Origin of the sequence: Parabacteroides caecihominis, from assembly GCF_023656785.1 — a bacterium.
GTDB classification, from domain to species: Bacteria; Bacteroidota; Bacteroidia; order Bacteroidales; family Tannerellaceae; genus Parabacteroides; species Parabacteroides segnis.
This window is the reverse complement of record NZ_JAMOKS010000007.1, coordinates 204,983-229,054: the sequence shown is the minus strand read 5'-3', so window position 1 is coordinate 229,054 and position 24,072 is coordinate 204,983. Positions and strand designations below refer to the sequence as shown.

Sequence of the window (24,072 nt, the reverse complement as noted above, 5' to 3'; positions counted from 1 at the left end):
AAAGGTTAATTTCATATCAATGATGGTAAGATTTGTGTCAACTCGTTGATTTTCCTGTCGAATTAACTTTTCTGTATTCCTTTGGAGGCATTCCGTAGACTTGTTTAAAGCAGGAGGCAAAATATCCGCTACTGCTGAATGCTACTTTTTCCAAAATTTCACTGACACTTAAATCTGTTTCACGCAACATCTGGGCTGCCGCTTCTAGACGCAGGTTTTTGATCATCTCAGCCGGAGAGAGGGAAGTAAGTGTTTTCGCTTTTCGGTAGAAGTTTGCACGACTCATACCGATTTCTTTGCAGATCATATCGATATCGAGTTTCGGGTTGGAGAAGTTTGCTTTCACAATATTCGTATATTGTTTCAGGAACTCTTCGTCAAGCGGAGATGTTTTGACACCGAGTTCATTCAGATCGATCTTTTTCTCATATTTTTTCCGTATCTGTATTCGTGAAGTCAGCAGATTCCGCACACGTGCCTGCAATAGGCCTATATCGAATGGCTTTATGATATAATCGTCAGCTCCGGCATTATATCCTTCGGTGATTTGCGAGGGCATTGTTTTGGCTGTTAATAGAATGACCGGTATATGGGCTGTTTGCGTATTTTGCTTGATCCGACGGCACAGTTCAAGTCCGTCCATTTCGGGCATCATGACATCACTGACAATCAGTTCGGGTATTTTTATGGCTATCTGTGCAAGCGCCTCTTTTCCATTTTCTGCTTTCAGCACCTTATATTCATTTTCGAATTGTTTTTCCAGATAATCCAGCACATCTTTATTATCTTCTACTAAAAGCAATGTTTGTGAGATAACCGAAGTTTCTTTTTTCTCGGAAGGAATAAACTCCTGTACATTCATCAGGGGGGAGGATTCTGTCTGTTTGACCGGATTACTTACTGGTTTTTCGGGGAGAGGAAGTAAAACATGCATGCATGTTCCGGTTGGTACTATGTTTTCCGCCCAGATTATTCCACTATGTTGTTCTACTATGAAACGTGCTAAACTAAGTCCGATACCCGAACCTGCAATCTGATGATGTAAATCTTGTGAAGAGCGGTAGAATGGCTGGAAGATTTTTTCAATATCTTCAGATGTGATACCTTCCCCATTATCAGATACTTGTATGTGTAAATAGTAGTCTTCTGAGAGATGCTGAAAATGACATAGTTTCACACGAACTACGTCATTTTCGCTTGAAAGTACAGATAATTTTATTTCAATTGTTCCCTTTTCCGGGGTGAACTTAAAGGCGTTTGAAAGTAAGTTAAATAGCACTTTTTCAATCTCTTGACGATCATAATAGACATAGTAATCTACCGGCAATTCATTTTTCTGGGTAAAAGTGATATTCCTGTTCTTTGCTACCGGAACGAATAACTCATATAACTCCTGAACGAACACGGATAACTCGAATTTCTCTTTTTGAAGTACCATTTTTTGTGAATCATATTTTTGTACATCCATCAGATTATTAACGAGTAAGAGTAACCGTTGCGTGTTTTTACGCATCAGTTGTAGCGTATTTTTTACTTCCGTTGAGAAGGAACTATGGCGCAACATATCCTCGAGCGGATTGATAATAAGCGTTAAAGGAGTGCGTAGTTCGTGTGAGAAGTTGGTAAATAATCTCATACGTTCCTCATGTAATTCCTTCATTTTTTCTTGTTCCAGCTGTTTGAAGCGGATACTGCTTTCCAGTTCGTGACGTACTTTCTGATGGTATATAAACTTCCATATAATAGTGCCTATTGTGATGATATACAATATGTAAGCCCACCATGTTTTGTAAAGGGGAGGGGTGACTGTGATGCTTAGGGAAGCTTCCTGTGGATTCCACAAATTTTCACTGTTTGAGACCTTTACTTTGAAATTGTAAGTACCAGGGGCCAGATTACTATAATAAGCGACCCTTCTGCCCCTTACATAGTTCCACTCCTTTTCTACCCCTTCCATTTGATAAGCGTATTGATTTTGTTTGGGTGAGATAAAGTCTGGAGCCGTATATCCGATTGCTATATTGGTTTCATCCGCTTTTAACCGGAGGGATTGGGTGTCCCCTAATTCTACCGGATTATTATTTATGGATAGGCTTGTCAGATATACGGGAGGGATATAAGTGTTTTTCTCCATCCGGGACGGGTTAAAACATAATATGCCTTTATTTCCGGGAAAGTAAAGAGTACCTTTTGTGTCGGTCGTTCCTGCATGTAATGTAAATTCCAATGCCCGGTGGCTTTCGTTACGGATGGGAGCAAAGCAATCTTTTTCAGCATTATAACAATATAAATCATTTTCGGATAATGCCCATAAAGATTGATTCCGGTCGCTTACCATTGAATAGATATAGCCGTCTGCCACACCGTCCTCAACTGTATAATGTTTGATCAGATTGAGGTCGCGGTCAAAACGAAAGACGCCATAGCCAAAAAATGAAACCCATATATTTTGTAATGAATCGGTCAGGATCGTACTGACAGTTCCCGGCTTCACGTTTTCGGGTAGGTTCAGTTCCGCTGAAGAGACCGTTTTCAGCGTTTCTTTCTGCATGTCATATTTGTAGAGCCCTTGGCTGAGTGTACCCATAATAAAAATATCCGGCTCTATTTCTTTTATTGCTGTGACGAAGAAGAATTTTCTGTTTTCCCCGTCTACCTTGAACTGATTGATCTGTTCTCCTTTATCGATAAGGACTAATCCTGTTTTGGCATTTGTCGGAATCCATAGTCTGCCTTTACTGTCATTCAGCAAAGTATAAATGTCTCCATGCTGGTAATCATAAAGTAAGCGATAATCTTTCCGTTTACGTGAAAACAGATAAACGGATCCTTGATTCGTAGCACAGATAATGCTGTCGCCTTTTATAAGTAGTGATTTAAAGATATTTGAATTATAATTGTTTTTGTAAGGAGACTTTTTAGGATAAAATTGTTGGCTTTGCGTGTTCGGATTATAGCAAAAAAGTCCGGCTCCTTCGGTTGCGAACCAGATATTTCCGTCACTGTCTTCTTTTCCCATTCCCAATAATCCGGTAAATTCACGGGGCGTGATCCGGTAAAACTGTGTTCTGACCGGGCTGTAATAATTCAGTCCCTTCCAGGTTCCTACCCATAATGCACCTGTATTATCTTTCAGGAGACTGTGTATGGAATAATAGCTTAATGTACCGGGTTCATCCGGATTGAATTTATAGGGAGTGACTTTTAATGTCTGCATATCTACCCTGTTCAGTCCGGAAAAGGTTCCAAGTAATAAGGTGCTGGGATCGGTTTCGGCTATTGCACGGACAACATTGCTGCTTAAAGCTGAGTTATCCGTATTCAGATGGACGAACCGTTCGTTTTCTTTATCAAGATAGCAGATTCCGGCTGTTTCGGAAAGTATCCATAACCTTTTCCGGCTGTCAGTGAATAATCCTCGGATTGCTCCTTTAATCAGCGAAGACGGATTTTCCGGTTCATGTTGGTAAAAACGTATGACTTCCCTCTGTTTGTTTAGAACAGCAAGTCCGGTTGATGAACTTGCTATATAAAGATTTCCTTCTTCATCTTCCTGAAGTCCTTTTATATTCGAAGCGATAGGGGTGGATGACAGCCAGTCTTTAAAAACAAGTGAATCGCCTTGCTCATCGTATTGATAGATGAATTTTTCTCCGGCAAGGAAAAAGTCTCCGCTTTGACTGAGCATGCAGCAATGCATGAATCGGGTCTCTTTTACATAATATCTTTTGATCTTCCCTGTTTGATGTGTGATTTTATGAACGCCGTTATCTGTAATCACCCAGATATTTTTATTCTTATCTTCCCCGATATCGAGTACATTGTTATCAGTCAATGAGCAGGAGTCGGTCGGATTGTTTTTGAACACCTTGAACTCGTATCCATCATATCGGTGTAATCCTCCCTGGGTTCCTAACCACAAATATCCGTCCGTATCCTGATAGATATTGGTAACGGTACCCTGTGTTAATCCATCTTCTACTCCAATCTGTGTAAAAAAATAAGGGGAAGTATTTTTACTGTTGGCAGATTGGAATAGATATGGAAATAAAAATAAAAGAAATAATACTAGTGTGTTCTTCGTCATATGTCACCGGCCTTTTTAGGAATAAATCCACGAAACCATTGATTTGTCTGGTACAAAGATATGTAATTTTTTATTTATTCCTCGTCAACTCCGTTGTATTTCCTATTAAAATCGCGTAACCGCATGAACCGGGCTTTTGTTTTCAGTTTATTTTTCAACCGGGTAGACGGGAGGAACGTGACTGTCTTAATACGGACCTTCTGAGGTTTTAAATCTTCTTTATTTTCAACAATATCGCTGGTGATTGAGGCACTGAACGTCCCGATATCTCCGAACCTGATATTTTTGCCGCTTAGTAGCTCCAGTTCGAACTGGGTCAGGAGGGCTTCGATCACTCCTTTGACATCGGCAGAGGTGATCGTGCAGTTACTGGAGATGCGATAACATAAATTGTTCAGGTCGATTGTGGAAGAGACCGCTTTTGCAGCAAAGTAACCTGTTTTTTCTTTGCCGGGGATGGTGCATACCATCTTTCTTGGTTTGTAAATGATGCTCATATTGGTTTACTATTAATACGATTTTTGTTTAAACTGAATGTGATGTTTCTCTGATATTCTCTCAATCATTTTTTAATCAGAGGTACGTCTAATTAAATTTAGAGGTAGGTGTAAATTGATTTAGACGTACCTCTAAATTGATTTACACCTAGGTCTTTATGAAAAGAGGTTGTAACAAATATACAAAATCAATGAGGCGTTGTCAAGAGATAGTTACGATAAAATGGATGAAAGGTGAGATATTCAGTATAAACGGCTGGATATAAAAATCCCCTGTCTGCACGAAGAGACAGGGGATTACCTGGAATTTATTTATCTGGTAGCGTATAAAGTAAGGATAATCGGTCGTTTTTTAATGAAATCTGTATCCGGAAGTCGTCGAAGGTATAGAGGGTATTCAATGTCTCTCCGTCTACGTCGATTTCTTCTCCGGAGACATCGGCTTCCTGTAAGGAGGCCTCTTCCAGCAACGTTGCAGCCCAATAACGATGGATTGGAAGCAGACGTTCGTAGGATATGCATACATTTTTTTCTAAATTGAAGCGATAGGATACTTCGAATAAGCGGCCCAGCTCATCTTCCTCCTGGCAAGTCAGGGTGAAAAGTGTATCCGTTTGTTTGCTGTCTTCTATACGTTCTTTATTTTCTGAGATGTAAAGAAGAATATCCTTATCCGTTTTATTCAGCCACGTTTGGGAGAAAAGAGCCTGGCTGCCCAAGAGCAGCAACAGGCTTATAAGTAATCTATTCCACATAAAATTCTGCGTTTAAAGGGGTCGACTTGGATGAGTTTCCGGCAAACAGGAAGAATTTTCCAGGCTCTACCACAAACTCATTCTTATCATTATACATACCGTAAGCACGGCGGTTCACTTTGAATGTAACCGTTTTTTCTTCACCCGGTTCCAGTGCGACACGTTCAAAGCCGCATAACTCTTTTTCAAAACGGGAGATGGAAGATGTCTCGTCATTCAGATAAAGCTGCACGACTTCATCCCCTTTTAGCGAACCTGTATTTTTCACTTTACAAGTAACGGTCAGAGTGTCTCCGTCCGCGATTTTTGTGGCAGACGGTTGAAGGTCGCTGATTTCGAAAGTGGTATAACTCAGTCCGTAACCGAACGGATAGAGTTCGCCGTCTACGCGGGCAAAGCCTTTGCCGGTGGCATTCGGTTTGAAAGGGAAGGCCCAGGGGATTTGTCCGACTGACTTTGGGAAAGTCGTGGATAGTTTACCGCCGGGGTTATAATCACCGAATAATACTTCGGCTACGGCCTGACCGGAAAATTCTCCCGGATACCAGGCTTCGACGATGGCCGGCAGGTTGGCATCTTCCCAGTTCAGTGTAACCGGACGTCCGTTGAACAGTACCAGTACGACCGGAGTTCCGGTGGCTTGTACGGCGCGGACCAGTTCTTTTTGTCTGCCTGATAAATCCAGGTTCACACGGCTTCTGGATTCACCGATCGTACGGAAATCGTCTCCTACATATATAATAGCAACTTCGGCTTTTTTAGCAACCTCTACAGCTTCGTCGATTTCTTCTTTTTCCTTATCGCTCAGTTCGAAGTACATCACATCACTTTGCGGAAAATTTTTATCCCTGACATTACACCCCTTGGCATACATCAGGTTTACATTTTCTCCCAGCAGGTTTTTCAGACCTTGCAGGCCGGTTATCACATTCGGATTATGAGAACCGTAGCGAGAAGTTAGTGATTTGACTTCGTCTGCTTGCGGACCGATTACTGCAATGTTTTTGAGGGTTTTCGACAGCGGGAGGGTGTTGTTCTCATTTTTCAAAAGAACGATGGATTCGCGGGCGGCACGCAGAGACACTTCCCGGTTCTTGTCGCTGTTTACGATCTTATCGGCAAGTTTGGTGTCTTTTACATACGGCTCGTCGAAAAGCCCTAACCAGAATTTTACATAGAGTACTTCACGGACGCGCTGATCCAGGGTACTTTCTTCTACCAGTCCTTTTTGTAAAGCCCTTCTCAACGCTTCGATGAATACTTCCGATTGCTCAAAGAAGGTGCGGACGTTCAATCCGGCGTTCAGTTCACTGGCAACCGCTTCTTCTTCGGTATCTACGATATGGTAGAATTTTACGTTTTTGTCGATTGCCCAACTGTCGGAAACGACATAGCCTTTGAACCCCCATTGGTTACGCAACAGTTCAGTCATCAGATAGTGGCTGGCGCTGACCGGAGTCCCGTTATAATCGTTATGTGAACACATCGTTCCTAAAGCACCTGCCTCCTGGAAAGCGATGCGGAACGGTTCCAGATGCAGTTCGTGTACTTCCTGCGGAGAGGCATGAGGATCGGTTCGTGAGTAGCAGTCGCGACCACCGCCCGGTATGCCGTAGATAGCAAAGTGTTTCGGTGTTGAAACAACCCGGTTGCTTTGGATACCCAATACTTGCTGGCGTCCTAATTCTCCTGCCAGGTAAGAGTCTTCGCCGTAACTTTCTACGGTACGTCCCCAGCGGGGATCGCGGGACAGGTCGAGGATAGGGGAATAGACGTTGGTATATCCCAATGCTTTGGCTTCTTCACCGGTAATGCGTCCGATTTCGTAGATAAGTTCTTTATCCCAGGTACAACCCTGTCCGATCTGGGCGGGGAAGAAGGTGGACTTTTCATGTTTCAGTCCGCGTATACCTTCGTTTGTCAGGTCGGCGGGAATACCCAGGCGTGTCTCTTCTACGAAGAAGGCCTGTACTTTGTTCATTGCTTCAGCGTGGTTGGAGTAAGGAAAGTCAAGGGAGGTGCGTTTCCATTCTCCGTTGAGGTGCTCGTCGATATTACCGATACCGTCTTTCCAGATACGGGTTTTCCATTCATCGGTAGGCAGTGTATCTTTAAGGACGGCTCCGTATCCATAGATCGTTCCCAGCTGACAGGTCTTTTCCTCGATTGTCATTTGTTTAAGAAGATCTTCCACCCGTTTGTCAATAGGTAGCGAAGGATCTTCATATATATCCTTCTTTCCGTTTTTGTTGAAATCAATCCAACCTTTCTGATATATTTTCTTCTGATTTTTGGGGGTATCAGGCTTTGATGCTTGTAAACTGCTTGTGTTTGCATTCAGCAAAGGGAGCAGTCCGAATGACAGGCAAAAAAGCAGTTGCCTGGTTAATGTGTTGTTTATATTCATGATTATTCTATTATATATGCAAATTATATGCAAATTATATGCAAATTATATGCAAATTATATGCAAATTATATGCAAATTATATGCAAATTATATGCAAATTATATGCAAATTATATGCAAATTATATGCAAATTATATGCAAAACCTATTCAATAACATACCAATTGTATCCTTTTGCCGGTATTGTGATGGGGATTGTAACGGAATAGTCACGTTCCAATACATATACCTGTACATTCTGATCCTGTTCCTTTACAGTCACTTTGTCGGTTAGTCCGGTGTAATAGAGAGGTATTTTGATCTCTTTGCGGATGGGAATATCCAACGGGTTATATACCGAGATGAATCCTTTCTGTTTCAATGAAGGATTTACGTGCATGATACCGTCCCAGTCCTGTCCGTCGGGACGGCGCAGGTGGATAATATCGGAATCGAGTATCTGACGGTATTTTTTATAGAAAGCAACCCATTGGTTGACCAGTTCTTTGGTCGCTTCCGTATCATAGAGGCGCGGACCACGGTAACAGGCTTGTACACCGGCCCCGAAGAGGTTCCGTAGACGCGTTTCGTAATGGTCGAGGTGCTCGTTCAACGGTTCGATTGTGGCCGCTTCGCCTCCTCCGTGATATTGGGTGAGGGGAACGAACATGAAACCCATGCTGGGCGTTTTCTGCCAGGTTCCGTCATAGATATTCTGTCGTTCGATAATTTCCTGATAAGCGCGGGGCAGCGACCAGTTGGTCTCTACATATCCCATCGGCGTTTTATTGGAGCCGCTCAGGAAATACCAGTCGGGGACGTTCAGGTAAACACCGTTTGCCCGACACCAGCGATAGAATTGGTTGATTTTCTTCCACTGTTGCCACTGGGAGTCGAGATAGCCTTTGTGGCCGCTGTGTGAAGTGGAGGCGCAAGGGTCGCCGGGATATGAACCGTCGTTTTCGAAGACATTCATTCCGGTGGTGGTGAAGAAGTTCTGTAATTTACGGAAGTAGGTGTCTCCCCAATCGGATGCGATACAGGGAGATACGCCAAAGCGGCTGCCTTCTTCGCGTGTTTTGGCCGGTTTTCCGGTTTTATGACTGATTGCGGCATCTTGTTCTTTCGCTCCGCGGCTTGCCAGGAGGGAATAACCGCCGATGGCAATACCTTTCCCGGCAGCGTAGTCGCTAAGTTCTTTCATTCGTTGCAGATAGGCGGCTGAGTCATTTTCGATTTTAAATCCGCTACCGAAGGTCATAATGACCATTTCGAAACCAACAGCGGCACATTGGTCGATGGCTTGCTTCACCGCTTCGCTGTCCGATTGGCGGACGTGCATGAAGATAGGGTTCTCCTGTGTCCAGGGAGCCATCATACGCCAGAATTTACATTCAGCCAGTCCGCGTCGTTCCCGGTCGCTGGCATCACGCAGCATTTCGAAAGCAGTGCAGGATTCAAAGGTGTCGCCGGGTTTGATTTCCAAGCCGGGACCGAGTAGGGGAGTGACTTCCAGACGTGCCGGCTTATATTGACCATAATAGCGGATACCGGTAAATTCGTATTCCGGATGATCGAATACCCAACGGACAGCAGGATTGTCTTTCATCGCTTCCATATCGCCGCCCATGGCATAGTCGGTTACGACGAACAGTTGGGTGAAGCGGTCGATATAATCGCGCGGCGCATCGGTCTGCACGGGTTGTTTACGGAAATCTTTTGTGTAAGCGCCTGCTTCCTGCGCCATCATGCGGACTTCATGCGGTTCGCCGTAATGTACTTTCGGAGCCGTTTCGACCAAAGCAAGTATTTCTGACTTGAAAGAATCGAGTGTAACAGGCATTGTTCCTTTATTGTCGATCTCGATCCATTTGGCCAGGATAGGGGCACCGTCGTACAGTTCATAAATGACACGTATTTTTAGGTCTTTACATTCCTGAGGGGCAGTTGCCGGAGCCTGGTAATTGAAGGTGATCCGTTTTCCCGGGGCAGGCCAGGGGTATAAGTTGGATATCCATTGGCTGTTGGGTTTCCAGGGGAAGCGTTCTTTACTTTCGCTTATCTGATAATTAACCAACATGAATGCTGAATCGCAAGCCTGCATATTGTTGATAAATTCTTCTGTCAGGAAGTTATTGACCGGCTGTCCGGTCAGGCCTCCGACAGGATATTCTTTTCCGTTGATGACAAGTAAGGCTTCGGGACGGACGGCACGCAGCTCGTTTTGCCCGGTCATCAGGTTGTCAAGGGCGATGGTCGCTGCATTGGGGGCAAGCAGGAATGTACGGCGAAGGAGGCCGTTCGTTAATTCGAGACGTTTCCCTTCATGGGTTGTTTGTGCTGTCGATTTGTAAGGGGAACCGTCTATTAGCCAATCCTGGGCGGATAAACTGAATGTAGAGAGAAGAAATAGAAATACTAGAAGATGTTTCATGATAAAATAAGTTTTAATAAATGATAAGGGACAAGTACATTGTCCGTAAATGTCCCTTATCGGTATATAGATTAATAACCAGTGTTCTGTGGAAAATCAGCTCCTGTATTGGAGTCGATGATTGTCTGCGGAATCGGCCATAATGCATGGTGTTCGTCTATTTGGTTGCTGTAAGAGTTGTACTTTCTTGTACGCTCTACCAGTTTACCGGTACGAACCAATGTCAGACGGCGCAATTCTTCGCCAACCAATTCACGGATGCGTTCATCCAGCAGGAAGTCCATTGTTGCTTGTGATGCTGTGATGTCCGGTGCTCCGGCACGTTTGCGGACTACGTTGATCGCTTCGGCAGCACCGCCGGAATTGTTTTGACGGATACGGGCTTCGGCCAGCAACAGATAAGTTTCTGCCAGACGGAATTTCATACGGTCTTTGTTGTTTCCTTCATAACTCGGGCTGTCATCGGTCTTTCCGTAGAAGAACTTCGTGATAACCGGATAAATGGTACATTTTGACCACGTACTTTCCGTAATAGGCGCTTCCTTGCCCAGCAATTCCGGTGTTTCCGGGTTGTTATAATACCAGTGTCTTTTGATATTATATTTTGAATTACGAATATCATTTACCGGATAAAAACCTTCATCATCGATCCACCATTTGAATGGAACGATCTGTGCCAGACCACGTCCACCCAATGAGTCACATAATGTGAAACCTGTTTCGTTCCAGTATTTGGGAACCCATGCACGTTTTGTCCAGTCTTCGTATTTACCGCCACCGCCGGTCGTGTTGTATTCCAACTGCATCACCCAGATAGATTCCTTGTTTCCCGAAGTACGGTTCTGATTGTATTCGGTGAACATATCGGAGAACGGGTCGCCCGGCAGGTCTTTCTGTGCACCGAAACGTGTAGTCATCAACTGGAAATAACCGGAGTTGATCACCTGTTGGGCAGCTTCTTCCGCCTTGGCGTATTCTCCGGCCAGCAGATACATTTCCGAAAGCAGATGGAGAGCCGGCCATTTGGTCAGTTTACCCGCTTCCACATTATCCGGATTTTCCGGCAGGTTCTCAGCAGCGAACTTCAGGTCGTCGATAATATGTCCGAGCACTTCTGCTTTCGGGGTCCGGGTAAAATCGATACGGAATTGTCCTTCGATCGTTTCTACATAAGGTACATCTCCATAGAGGTACACCAGATAGCGATAAGCATATGCACGGAAGAAACGGGCTTCCGCCTGGAAACCGACCTTATCGGTGGGGGCATTCCAGTTCTCGTTCTTGTCAGCGTAGGTCAGCAACTCGTTTACGTTAGCGATCAGGCCGTACGACCATTTCCAGTAGTTTTCGACGAACGTCGTAGAAGAGGTGTAAGACAGGTTTTCGAACGGAAGCAAAGATCCGTCTTTATGACCGGTATAGACAATATCGGTTGCTACCTGGAACGCTTCGTAAGGACAAGCCTGGCCCAGGGATGCGGTTCCGCCTCCCCATGTATTGAACTCGGAACGGGCCCAGCCGTAGAGTCCGTTAACACCCACCTGAAAGCCGTATGTGCTGGTGTATGTGTTATCCGGAGCTAATTCTTTTTTTAGATCTTCATCTAAAAAATCGGAACAGGATGTTCCTGAAAGTAATACAAGTGTTGCTGCGGCAACTTTCAATATATTTTTCATATCTGTATTCATTTAATGATTAGAAAGTAAGATTTAAACCTAACATGTATGAACGGGCAGTCGGATAGGTGTAAATGATGTTGGCATTCGTATCCGTACCGTCGAAGTTCAATGCGTTCTTCACGTTGCTGAATGTGCATACATTATTTATACTTGCATTTATATTCAGTGCGGCGATACCAGCCTTGCTCAACAGGGATTGCGGGATATTGTAACCTAATGTGATGTTTTTCAACTGAACATAATTCATCTTTTTATAGAATGTATGTTTATCGTAAGGCACATAACCCGGTGAGGTCATTTCGTTGGTCGGATTTTCCGGAGTCCAGTAGTCCATACCGTCGATATAGTTGTATCCCAGGGACCAACGTTCAAAGTTGTAATCCTGCATTTCCTTCGTTACGCCGAATACGCCGTTAAACAGGAACGAGAATGTGAAATCCTTGTAGTTGATAGTATTACCCAAAGACATCGTGAAGCTAGGCAGTTTCGAACCGATAATCATTTTATCCTTTGCCGTGATTTTGCCGTCGCCGTCCCGGTCTTCCAGTTTAGCTGAACCCGGAGCTGCTCCTTTCTGATATTCTTCGCCATCTTCATTCAGGTATTTCTTCTGTGCAGCATCCCAGGCAATTGTATGGCCGTTCAACTCGAAACGGTCGTTTTCCTGCCAGGTACCCATTACGTTGTAGTCGTAATGAACTTTTACCGGTTCGCCGATAAACCATTTATTGGTCAGGTCGTCATTGCCGTCACCACGCAGTTCGACAATCTTGTCACGATTCAGTGCGAAGTTGAAAGTCGATCCCCAGCGGAAGTCTTTTGTTTCTACATTTACCGAGTTCAATGTGATTTCAACCCCTTTGTTGCGGGTTTTACCCACGTTGTCCATGATGGAGTTGTAACCGTTCATGATAGGCACGGTACGTTTCATCAACAGGTCGGATGTGTTGGAAACATAGAAGTCGATGTTACCGGACAGGCGGTTGTTCAGGAAACTGAAGTCGATACCGGCATTGACAGTACGGGTTGTTTCCCATTTCAGGTTCGGGTTACCTACGCCGTCGTAAGGCAGGAAAGCTCCGTTCACAGCCGTACCCTTATCTCCGTAGAGGTAGGTTGTCAGCGATAGGCGGTCCAGTGTCTGGTAAGCCTTGATTGCCTGGTTACCGTTGGATCCCCATGACAGACGAAGTTTTAACATGCTCAATACATCGGCAGTACTTTCCATGAAACTTTCCTGCGAAATATTCCAGGCTGCTGCTACCGACGGGAAGAAAGCATATTTATTGTTTTCGCCAAAAGCCGAGTAACCGTCGGAACGGCCGGTAACTGTCAGTAAATATTTGTTGGCATAGTTGTAGTTGACACGTAACATATAAGATAACATCGCTGTCTCGGTCAGTTCCGATTTCAGCGTCTTGTTCTCTTCTGCACCGGCCATGTTATGATATTCCGAATCGTCGTTAACGAAACTGGTACCGGATTGTTCCGACTTTTGCAGGTTGGTCTGTTGCAAGCTGAACAGGGCTGTCGCATCGATTTTATGCAAGCCGAACTCACGGTTGTATTTCAACAGGTTTTCCCAGGTGTAATCCCAATAATGTTCGTTTACAATTTTAGCCGAACCGTTCTGGGCACGTCCTGTCAGTGTATTACGTCCATAGTATTCACCTTCGAATTTAGAACGGTAGTTATAACCGAAGTTGGTGCGGAAAGACAAGCCTTTCACCGGTAGCATGGCATCTGCAAATGTGGAGATGAAAATGTTACGCGATGTTTTGTCGCTGGTCGCATTCGCATTGGCGAACGGGTTCGGGTGTAATGTTTCATCCATCGGATAGTCGCGCAGAGAACCGTCGGTGTTATACATTTTTCCGTAGGGAGACTGGAGCATCGCGTCGCTGATACTGGCTTGTATGCCGCCATATTCCTTTTGGACAGCCTGCGTTCCCATACCGATAGTCAACCAGGAGCCTAACTTTTGGGTGATATTCAGGGAGATGTTCGTACGTTTAACGCCGGTATCTTTAACAACTCCTTCCTGATTCAGGCGGGAGATAGATGCCATATAAGTCGTTGCATCCGTACCTCCGGAAATGCTGATCTGATGGCTGTTGGTCAGTGCTGTACGGAAGATCATGTCCTGCCAGTCCGTTTCTATGCCATTCTGGTAGTTTTCTTTTTCAATCGCTCTTAATACGTCATCGACAGTCGGGTTTTCAATGCCTTTCCATACTGCATACTGCGCTTGCAGATACTTGATGTAATCCGTACCGTTCATCATATTGATATGACGTTCCGGCTGTGAGAAACCGATCTGACCTTTGTAGGAAACAGAGGCGGCGCCTTTCTTCCCTTTTTTAGTCTGGATCAGGATAACACCGTTAGAACCACGTGAACCGTAGATAGCTGCCGAAGAGGCATCTTTCAGGACAGACATGTTTTCAATGATGTTCGGGTCGATGTCACCCAGCGAACCGCTGTAAGGGATACCGTCCAATACAACCAACGGAGCGTTGTCGGCAGTCAGCGAGTTTTCACCACGAACACGCAGTGTCTGGTCTTCAGTCGGACTGGCTTTACTTGTCGTGATGTTCAGACCTGCTACCTGTCCGGCAAGTTTGTCCAACAGGTTGTTGGTTGTTACCATCTGGAGTTTTTCTTCTCCTATGGCAACAATACCTCCGGTAAGGTCAGACTTTTTCTGTGAACCGTAACCGATAACAACAACATCTTCCAGACCAATAGCATCATCTTTCATAACAATGTTCAATGTTTTAGCTCCCGCTACTTTAATCTCTTGCGTCTGACAACCGATGTAAGAAATTACCAGGGTTGCGTTTTGAGGCGCATCAAGAGAGAAATTACCATCTACATCAGTAATGGTACCGATAGTAGTACCTTTTACCAATACGTTTGCTCCGATAATCGGAAATTTGTCGGTTTCTCCAATAACAGTACCAGTTATTCTGACATCTTGTGCAAATACTTGCACGGATAAAGATGTAAGAAGAATGATTAACAAAGAAAGAAATCTGTTCTTTCTCCCTGCTGCCTTCCTCTTTTGAGGAGGGAGGGCGTTGTAAGATTTGTTCATACTCGTAATAATTTAAGTAATAAAAATAAAGTTGTGTCACTAATTTTTTGTCAAAAGAATAAAAAGCAGGTTTGGTGTGTGGGCAAAAACGTCCCAAAAGGGTGTATTTTTGTCTCAATAAGCTAAAAAACATGTATTTCGCATGGTTTTATTTGTTAAATTTATACATCTCGCAGGCAGCCATCAGGAAAGCTCCGGTTCCGTATAGTTCCGTCATCTCGCGGGTCACTTTTCGCGGGTCGGCTCCGACCGGTTGTACCCAACCCAGTTTGCCGTCCGGTTCAACCGCAGAAACGAGTGCATTCCATCCTTTTTGAATAACCGGAAGGTATTTGTCGGCCGGGAGGTATCCCTGGTTGACACCGTAAGCCAGTCCGTAAACGATAAATCCGGTGGCGCTTGTTTCGGGTGAAGGATAGCTGTCCGGGTCGAGGAGGCTGGCGTGCCAGAAACCGTCTTTGTTTTGCAGATTGGCGAGGCTTTCGCTTAACTCCTTGAATAATTGGAGATAGAAAGGACGGTATTCGGTATCTTCGGCCGGAAGTGTTTTTAATATTTCAGCCAGTCCGCCGATAACCCAACCGTTACCGCGTCCCCAGAATACCTTTTTCCCGTTGGCTTCCTGCTGGCCGAAATAACGGCTGTCGCGGAAGAATAGTTTGTCGTCGGTATCATACAGATGGTTGTAGGTCGCTTTGAATTCAGCGTCGGCAAATAGCATGTATTTTTTATTTCCGGTGAGTGTGTACAGCCGGGTATAGACAGCCGGAGCCATAAATAGGGCGTCGCACCATGACCATCTTTCGTAGGAAAGCGGTTTGCTATAGTCAATATCCAGACCGCCATTGGACGGGTTGTTGATTACCCAGTCGATACGTGCCGTAGTGGGAAGGAGCATTTTCTCTTCCTTATACTTATTATACATATCGATATAAGTTTGCGAAACACAAACATCATCGGCATGGTACATACGGTCGGCTACCTGCCAGTGCTGGCGGTTGAATACTTTTTTCAGCCAGTCGAAATACTGGTTGTCACCGCTGAGTTCCGCCCAGTCGAACATTCCCATATAAAGGGCACCTGCTATCCAGCCTTTCGGCTCTTTGACGGCATATTTGTTATTAGGGAACTCCTTGATCTGCCAGTCGGCCACCTTCCGGGCAATGGAGAGGATTTCCTGCTTGTCTGGCGTAGCCGTGTTTTGTTCTGTAAAGGGAACGGGTGCCGGTTGTGCGATCAGATTTCCGGGCAACAAAGTGGCGGCGCTGAGACTAGCCAGGGCAGCCATGTGTTTTAATGACATTGAATACATAGGTTCTTCTATTAAAATTAACAACGCCAAAAGAATAAAAGAACCTGTTTCCGGATAAGTACAATTATCCCAAAAGAGAGTATAAATGTCTCAGGCTGCTGATAAGCAGAATTACTATGCCGTTTTATTTACTTTCCTGGTATTCGGTAGGCGACATTCCGTATACCGCTTTGAAGCTCCGGGCGAAATAAGAACGGCTGCTGAAGCCGATATGCTGGGCTACTTCAGAAACATTCATGTTCGATTCTTTAAGTAGTTTGGCTCCGGCTTCCAGGCGTATGTTCTTGATAAGTTCGATAGGAGATAAGCCTGTAACGGCTTTTACCTTCCGGTAAAAGTTTGCCCGGCTCATACCCAGCGCCTGGTAGATGACGGAGACGTCCAGTTCCTGATTGGATATATTGGCTTTTACGATTTCTATATACCGGTTGAGGAAGTCGTTGTCTTCTTCCGGCTTTTCTACACCGAGCTGTTTTAAAGTCAAAGATTCTCCGTATAGATTCTTCATTTTCTCCCGGAGTGAGAGGATGTTCTTTATACGGGCTTTCAGCAAGGAGACATGGAACGGTTTGACGATATAGTCGTCCGCACCGGCCTCCAGTCCTTCTTCGATTTGAGAAACCATCGACTTGGCTGTTAATAAGATTACCGGGATATGGCAGAAGTTCTGATCTTCTTTGATCCTCCGGCATAGCTCCAGTCCGTTCATTTCCGGCATCATGACATCGCTGATAACGATATGAGGATAAGTCTTGTCTATCTGTTCAAGGGCGTCTTTGCCGTTGATAGCTTTCATGACAATGTAATCGTGCTGGAGTTGTTGTTCTAGATATTCCAGTACTTCCTGGTTGTCGTCTACCAACAATATGATTTGTTTATTGCGGGTTTCCGTTTCTTCAACCAGCAAAGCTACCTTTTTACTGATTTCCGATGGGCGTGATGCAGGGACTTCGTCTGTCTGCACTTTCTGTTTTTCCGTATCCGGCAAGAGTATCATGAAATGAGTTCCTTCTCCTTCGATGCTTTCCGCCCAGATACATCCCTGGTGTTGCTGGACGATGGAACGGGTTAGACTGAGTCCGATACCGGTGCCGGAGACTTGCTTATAAATATCTCCTTTCGCCCGGTAAAACGGTTCGAATATTTTTTCTGCATCTTTTTGATTGAATCCTTTTCCGGTATCCGTAATTTCGATGAAAAGATAACTGTTTTCAATTAGTATCGATGCTTCGTCTTCAGGAAAAACCGGTAAGCCTTCGCAGTCATTTTGTGCTATCTGTCGGATCGTGATGGTAATCTGCCCTCCGGAAGGAGTGAATTTGAAAGCGTTGGACAACAGGTTGAAAAAGACTTTTTCGATTTCTGCTTCGTCATAGCAGGTAAAGAATGATTCCGGTAACTTGTTTTCTAATCTGAAAGTGATTTCCCGGTTGGTTGCCATACTTTCGAATGAACAATACATTTCGTTCATAAAGGCAGAGAAATTAAACCGGGTCTTTTGAAGGATCGTCTTGCCGGCCTCATATTTCTGGATATCCATCAGGTTATTTACCAACAGCAGCATCCGGCCCGTATTTTTTTTAATTAGTTGCAGAGCGTCTTTTACTTCGGGTGAGAAAGTTACCCGTTGGAGAAGATCGTTCAGCGGATTGATGATTAATGTGAGGGGAGTTCTTAACTCATGGGAAAAGTTGGTGAACATCCGCATGCGTTCTTCATGCAGTTCGTTCATTCGTTCCTGTTCCAGTTGTCTGTATTTTTCCTCCCGTTCCCGTTCGTGTTTACGATGTTGCCAACGGATAATTAGCGTAATAATTAACGATAAGATACACAGGTAGAGTGAATAAGCCCACCATGTTTTGTAAAAAGGAGGGTTTACGGTAATATGTAATACCGCTTCTTCCGGATTCCAGACGCCGTCGTTATTTGCCGCTTTTACGCGGAAGGTATATTTACCGGGTGACAGATTACTATAGTAAGCCTCCCGGCGGTTACCGATATTATGCCAGTTATGGTCGGCCCCTTCCATCATATAAGCATATGAGTTGTCTTCGGAGTGGATAAAGTTGAGGGCTGAATAGCGGATGGTGATATTACCCTGGCTGGCTTTTAACGTGATGTTGTTATTATATTGCAAAGGCAATAACTCCTGGTAAGTCGGCAGGCCTTCTGGGTCTTCCTGGCTGTTTATCAGTAGTGAGGTGACATAGACAGGAGGTCTGTTCGGATTTGTTATTACTTTTTGCGGGTTGATGGCCAGGGTACCCTGGTTCCCCGGGAAATAGAGGGTACCGTCGTTTGATACACAATTGTTTGCATATAATGAGTATTCCTGTGTCGGGCTGTCGACCGGTTTTACCAGCTCGAATTTGTTTTCAGGGCGGTTCAACTTATATAATTCTTTACCGGTAACGACCCATATATCTCCGTTTTTATCGATCGAAAGTGAATTGATGTAACTTTCTGATAACCCGTTTTCTTTCTGGTAGTTTTGTATCAGATTCAGGTTGCTGTCGAGGCGGAACAGACCTCCTTTCGTAGTGGCTATCCAAATGAATTGGTTGTCATCTTTCAAGGCTCCCGATATACTTCCCAGCCGTTTTCTCTTATCGCCGTTCTGGAGCAGGGAGGTAAGGTCGGTAGCCGTTTCCTTGTTCATGTCGTACACAAAAACACTGTCGGATATTGCTCCGAATAAGAAAACGTCCGGTTCCAGTTCTTTAATCAGGCACATTCCCCTGAATTGTTTTTTATGACCGTTTACATTAAAATAACTCGTTGTTTTTTCTTTATCGGCCATGACGGTTTGATCAGGGGTGTTGGTCGGTATCCACAGCCGTTGTTTGCTGTCTATATATAATGTATTGATGTCATTATATTTATAATCATGTATTTTTTTGTACTGTTTGTCCCGGATGGAAAAGAGATAGACCGAGCCGAAGTGGGTGGAACATAGAATGGAATCTCCTTGTATCAATATGGATTTAAGGATATTTATTTCATAATTTCCGGCCTGTAAAGGCTTGATAGGGTAGAGTTTTTGTTCTTCGGTGCGCGGATTATAGTAAAGTAATCCGGCTCCTTCCGTTGCGAACCACATATTTCCGTTGCTGTCTTCTCGTCCTTGTCCAATAATACCGGCAAAAGAGTTGGTGGTGATAAAGGAAGCAGGCCTGTAAAAGGGACTGTGATAATTGACTCCGGCCGAGTAGGTCCCTACCCATAATGTCTGGTCACGGTCGATCAGCATGCTATGGATGGAATAATGGCTGAGTGCTCCTTTTGCCTTCATATCCATATTGATCGGAGTGATAATCATGTTTTGGGTGTTCAGTATATTCAGTCCTCTGAAAGTCCCAATTAAGATAGAGTCCTTGCTTAATACGGTGAGATGGCGGACTGAATTATTGTTTAACCCCGAATTATCCGTGTTTAAACGGGTGAAAGTTTGCTCCTTTTTATTGTAGAGGCACAATCCGTTTTCATTGGTACCAATGAAAACAGTATTACCGGGACCCGGTAATAAGGCCGATATTGTACTGATGGGTAATGTTTGCTGATTATTAGAACTGTCCGGTAAATAATGTTTCTTCAGCTTCCAGCCGGAAGTGAAAATGTACAGTCCTTTATCTTCTGTTCCGATGAAAATATCTCCGGCATTATCTTGTGCAATAGAATGGATCGGTGATTCCATTTCTGTCAGATAGGGCATTTCCTCTACCGTTTTGTCAGAATTGCATTTTAATATGCTCCGTGTGGTGAAAGCATATAACTCACCGTCTGCATGGCGGAGAAAGTTATTGACAGCATTCGTTGTTATCTGTGGATTGATGGCCTGCGGATAGAAGCGGGAAATCTGCTGTGTCTTGTAATCGATGCAATTGACTCCGTTGGAAGTCCCTATCCATATATTTTTGTTTTTGTCTTCACTTATTTTACGGATATAATTGTCACTGATCGATGCCGGGTTATTTACTTCGTTCTGGTATACTTTAAATTCATAACCATCGTAACGGTTTGCTCCGTTACGTGTCCCGAACCATATGTATCCTTCCGAATCCTGAAATATACTGAGAATAGATACCTGCGAAAGCCCGTCTTCAACTCCGAGATGGGAAAAAAAGAAAGGATTTTCGTTTTCTGCATATCCGGAAAAGCAATGAATCAATAAAATTATATATATAAGTATCTGTTTTTGTATTTTCGCCATATTTTCAACATGTGGTTTAAAAACTGATTGTTTTTATATTTACAAAGGTAATAAATAAAGGTGTATTTGCCGAAATAGAGACAATCTTAATCGGTAATGAGATGATTTTATTACTGAAAAAAAGAATGCCGGGGTATATTTGCAATTCATTCAATTAACAAATCATGAATAAACGAGTATTAAGTTTAACCTTATTATTAGCCTGTCTGGGATTAATGACCATGCAGGCGGAAGGCCGGAAAGTCGAATCATTTAATTCCGGCTGGTCATTTAAAAAAGCTCCGGCGGAAAAGGAACTGGCTATCAATGCCCCAAAATGGGATAAGGGATGGTCGGAAGTTGAAATCCCTCATACCTGGAATGCAAAAGATATGCAGGTACAGGCCAATAGTTTTTATGAAGGGGCGGCTTATTATAAAAAACAATATTTCTTCCCGACTGAACTGAAAGATAAACGTGTCTTTTTACGGTTTGAGGGAGTCGGCTCCTGTGCAGAAGTTTTTGTGAACGGCATGCTGGCTACTTCCCATAAAGGCGGATATTCTGCTTTTGCCTGTGAGATCAGTCCGCTATTGAAGGCTGGAGAGGAGAATGAGATTATCGTGAAAGCGGATAATAAATCACGTCCCGATGTGATCCCTGTTAATCATAATTTGTTTGGCGTATATGGCGGTATCTATCGTCCGGTGTGGCTGGTTGTCACTGAACCGTATAATATAAGTGTGACCGATTGTGCATCTCCCGGTGTTTATATCACCCAGAAGAATGTATCGAAGAAACAGGCAGATGTAAAAGTGAAGGTAAAGCTCGACAACGGAACTCTGCAACCCGCTCCTGTTACTTTGCAGAATACGATTTACGATCAGGAAGGAAAGCAGGTGGCTACTCATAGCCAGTCTTTCGAACTGTCGGCACAAGGTGAGCAGGCCTATGAATCTTCTTTTACGATAAAGAAACCGACTTTGTGGCAGGGACGTGAAAATCCTTATCTGTATAAGGTTGTCAGCCGCTTGATTAAAGACGGACTGGTGATTGATGAAATGGTACAGCCGTTGGGGTTGCGTAAATATGAAATTGTTGCCGGCAAAGGTTTCTATCTGAATGGTGAGAAATATCCGATGTATGGTGTTACCCGTCATCAGGACTGGTGGGGGCTGGGAAGTGCCTTGAAGAACGAAAACCATGATTTCGACCTGGCTACGATTATGGATGTCGGTGCGACAACCGTTCGTTTTGCCCACTATCAGCAATCCGATTATCTGTATTCTCGTTGTGACAGTCTGGGGTTGATTATTTGGGCGGAGATACCGTTTGTAAACCGTGTGACCGGGCAGGAAGCGGAGAATTGCCGTAACCAGTTGCGTGAAATGATCCGCCAGAGCTTCAATCATCCTTCTATCTATGTGTGGGGATTGCATAATGAGGTATATCAGCCGCACCAATATACAAAAGAACTGACCCAGTCTTTGCATGACCTGGCTAAAACGGAAGACCCGGACCGTTATACGGTTTCGGTGAACGGATACGGACATATGGAGCATCCGGTTAACCTGGTTGCCGATATTCAGGGTATGAACCGCTATTTCGGTTGGTATGAAAAGAAAATACAGGATATCAAACCCTGGGTGGAGAATTTGGAGAAAGAATATCCGCATCAGAAACTGATGCTGACCGAATATGGTGCAGATGCCAACCTGAACCATCAGACGGAGTATCTGGGAGATGCGCTGAATTGGACGAAAGAGTTCTATCCCGAAACATTCGCTACCAAAACGCACGAATATCAGTGGAGTGTGATCGCTGCCCATCCGTATATCATTGCTTCTTATCTTTGGAATACGTTTGATTTCTGTGCTCCGATGTGGGTGCGTGGCGGTGTTCCGGCACGTAATATGAAAGGTCTGGTAACATTCGACCGTAAAATAAAGAAAGATTCTTATTTCTGGTACAAGGCAAACTGGAGCAAAGAACCTGTACTGTATCTGACTCAACGTCGTAACTGGGACCGTGAGAAAAAGGAAACGTCTGTGACTGTTTATTCAAATATCGGTACGCCGAAAGTGTATCTGAACGGAAAGGAACTGACCGGTATCCGTGAAGGTTATACGCCCGTACATTATATTATAGATAACATTACGCTCGATATGGGCAAAAATATCGTAAAGACGGTTGTTGTGAAAAACGGCAAGACGTACGAGGATGAAATCGAGTGGGTATATAATGGCGAGAAGAAACGTGATTCGGACCAGTCGGTGAACAAGGAAGAACATGCCGGATTCTGATCTCTCTCTGAACTAAACGATAAATGAAACTCCCGGTGTTTCCTGTCAGACGGCAGGATAGCACCGGGAGTCTTTTTTACCATCCGTTATAGCGCATTTGTTTCTTATTGAATTTGTCTTTGGGCTTTTCAATGCCTGTCGGATAGCCTACCGGAATGACAGTCAGCGGAACGATGTGTTCCGGTAAGTGTAAAGCCTCCCGAACTACTTTCGTCCGTTCAGGATACGGATAAGCTGCTGTCCAGACGGCTCCCAGTCCCAAAGATTCGGCTGCCAGTAATACGTTTTGTGCGGCAGCGGAACAGTCCAGTTGCCAGGCGTTATTGGATTTCGCTGTATCTCCGCAAACGATAATAGCTTGCTTGGTCTCTTTTAACATACGAGCCAGAGGGAGTCCGTCTCCCATTGTATCCAGAATGTCCCGGTCTGTTACGATGATAAATTCCCATGGACGGCGGTCTCTGGAAGAAGGGGCGGCCATTCCTGCACGTACCAGTGTCTCCAGTTTCTCTTTTTCAACCGGACGTTCAGTGTATTTGCGTACGCTTTTGCGGTTGAAGATTGTCTCCAATGTTTCATTAACCTCTTTATTGTCTTTAGATTCCGTATTGTTATTACAGGCAATCAAAGCAGATAATAATACGATAAAAGAATATTTCCATTTCATATTGCAAACATACGAATTGATTTGGAAAAAATCCGGAATCGAATCATATTATTACTACCTTTGTAAATCACGTTAATAGTTCATATTATGTCAACCAATTCAATAAACAGACGTCGGGAAGATCTGATAAAACAGATCAGCCAGATAGAAGATGAGGAGTTGCTGATTTCTTTGGAAGATCAGATTTTTACTTATCTGCAAGAAGGACAGGTTCAGTTTGCATGTCCTGAAAGTATGCAGATACATTCAGTAGAACATTTCCGTAGTTTGATCGATCAGGTTTTGGAGGATGACCGAAACGGAAGGATGTTGGATGGTGAAGAAGTTTTTGCTGAATTGGATAAAGAATTCGGGTTGGATACATGAAAAGATTAAAGTTTATTATGTCTCCTTTAGCAAAAAGACAATTACATGATGTAAAAGTCTTTAACCATAAATTGCATGGAAAGAAGGTCGCAGATCTGATTTATTCTTCTATAAAAGAAAATATTAGAACTTTGACTTATTTTCCGGGATTAGGTTATGTGGAACCTTCATTACTGGATTTCTCTCAGTGTTTTCGTTCCTTTTTGTAACATCCCAATATTAAGATCGTTTATTGGGTTGAATACAATGTTGTAAAAATAGCTATGCTCTTTGATACTCGTCAGGAGCCGGAAAAGTTA

Annotated in this window: 12 protein-coding genes; 2 read left to right on the top strand and 10 right to left on the bottom strand. The window is 44.0% G+C overall.

From position 1 onward, the window contains the following. Window positions 1-37: 37 nt before the first annotated feature. The 9 genes from NBH14_RS07860 to NBH14_RS07820 all read right to left on the bottom strand — a co-directional run bounded on the left by NBH14_RS07860 (window position 38) and on the right by NBH14_RS07820 (window position 20,458). On the bottom strand, window positions 38-4,087 hold the full coding sequence (locus NBH14_RS07860) for a hybrid sensor histidine kinase/response regulator transcription factor (RefSeq protein WP_186961290.1): 4,050 nt from the start codon (window positions 4,085-4,087) through the stop codon (window positions 38-40). 74 nt (window positions 4,088-4,161) lie between these two features. Continuing rightward, on the bottom strand, window positions 4,162-4,584 hold the full coding sequence (locus tag NBH14_RS07855) for an HU family DNA-binding protein (RefSeq protein ID WP_007652569.1): 423 nt from the start codon (window positions 4,582-4,584) through the stop codon (window positions 4,162-4,164). A 308-nt stretch (window positions 4,585-4,892) separates the two neighbouring features. Continuing rightward, window positions 4,893-5,339: a hypothetical protein gene (locus tag NBH14_RS07850; protein ID WP_186961291.1), complete on the bottom strand. Its 447-nt coding sequence runs from the start codon at window positions 5,337-5,339 to the stop codon at window positions 4,893-4,895. Next, window positions 5,329-7,746, bottom strand: a complete 2,418-nt coding sequence (locus tag NBH14_RS07845; RefSeq protein WP_186961292.1) for a glycoside hydrolase family 3 C-terminal domain-containing protein — start codon at window positions 7,744-7,746, stop codon at window positions 5,329-5,331. The genes NBH14_RS07850 and NBH14_RS07845 overlap by 11 nt, the downstream gene beginning before the upstream one ends. A 146-nt stretch (window positions 7,747-7,892) precedes the next feature. Beyond that, a complete protein-coding gene (locus tag NBH14_RS07840; protein ID WP_186961293.1) occupies window positions 7,893-10,160 on the bottom strand; it encodes an IolE/MocC family protein in 2,268 nt (755 codons plus the stop codon). 71 nt (window positions 10,161-10,231) lie between these two features. Further along, entirely contained in the window at window positions 10,232-11,836 is a 1,605-nt protein-coding gene (locus NBH14_RS07835) for a RagB/SusD family nutrient uptake outer membrane protein (protein WP_186961294.1), read from the bottom strand. 19 nt (window positions 11,837-11,855) lie between these two features. After that, window positions 11,856-14,936, bottom strand: coding sequence for a SusC/RagA family TonB-linked outer membrane protein (locus tag NBH14_RS07830; RefSeq protein ID WP_186961295.1), 3,081 nt, complete (start codon window positions 14,934-14,936; stop codon window positions 11,856-11,858). A gap of 148 nt (window positions 14,937-15,084) precedes the next feature. After that, the gene (locus tag NBH14_RS07825) at window positions 15,085-16,248 is read right to left on the bottom strand and encodes a glycoside hydrolase family 88/105 protein (protein WP_186961296.1); all 1,164 of its coding nucleotides are present in this window, start codon (window positions 16,246-16,248) and stop codon (window positions 15,085-15,087) included. Window positions 16,249-16,372: 124 nt separating this feature from the next. Then, window positions 16,373-20,458 carry a hybrid sensor histidine kinase/response regulator transcription factor gene (locus NBH14_RS07820; protein ID WP_186961297.1) on the bottom strand — a complete coding sequence of 1,362 codons (4,086 nt, stop codon included), beginning with the start codon at window positions 20,456-20,458 and terminating at the stop codon, window positions 16,373-16,375. 221 nt (window positions 20,459-20,679) lie between these two features. Between NBH14_RS07820 and NBH14_RS07815 the strand changes: the two genes are divergently transcribed. Next, window positions 20,680-22,740: a glycoside hydrolase family 2 protein gene (locus NBH14_RS07815; RefSeq protein WP_436277991.1), complete on the top strand. Its 2,061-nt coding sequence runs from the start codon at window positions 20,680-20,682 to the stop codon at window positions 22,738-22,740. 76 nt (window positions 22,741-22,816) lie between these two features. Here NBH14_RS07815 and NBH14_RS07810 read toward each other — a convergent pair whose 3' ends face one another. Continuing rightward, a complete protein-coding gene (locus NBH14_RS07810; protein WP_186961299.1) occupies window positions 22,817-23,407 on the bottom strand; it encodes a nitroreductase family protein in 591 nt (196 codons plus the stop codon). Between the two features lie 87 nt (window positions 23,408-23,494). On the opposite strand from NBH14_RS07810, the gene NBH14_RS07805 reads away from it, so the two are divergent. Further along, a complete protein-coding gene (locus tag NBH14_RS07805) occupies window positions 23,495-23,773 on the top strand; it encodes a hypothetical protein (protein WP_186961300.1) in 279 nt (92 codons plus the stop codon). Window positions 23,774-24,072 lie beyond the last annotated feature (299 nt).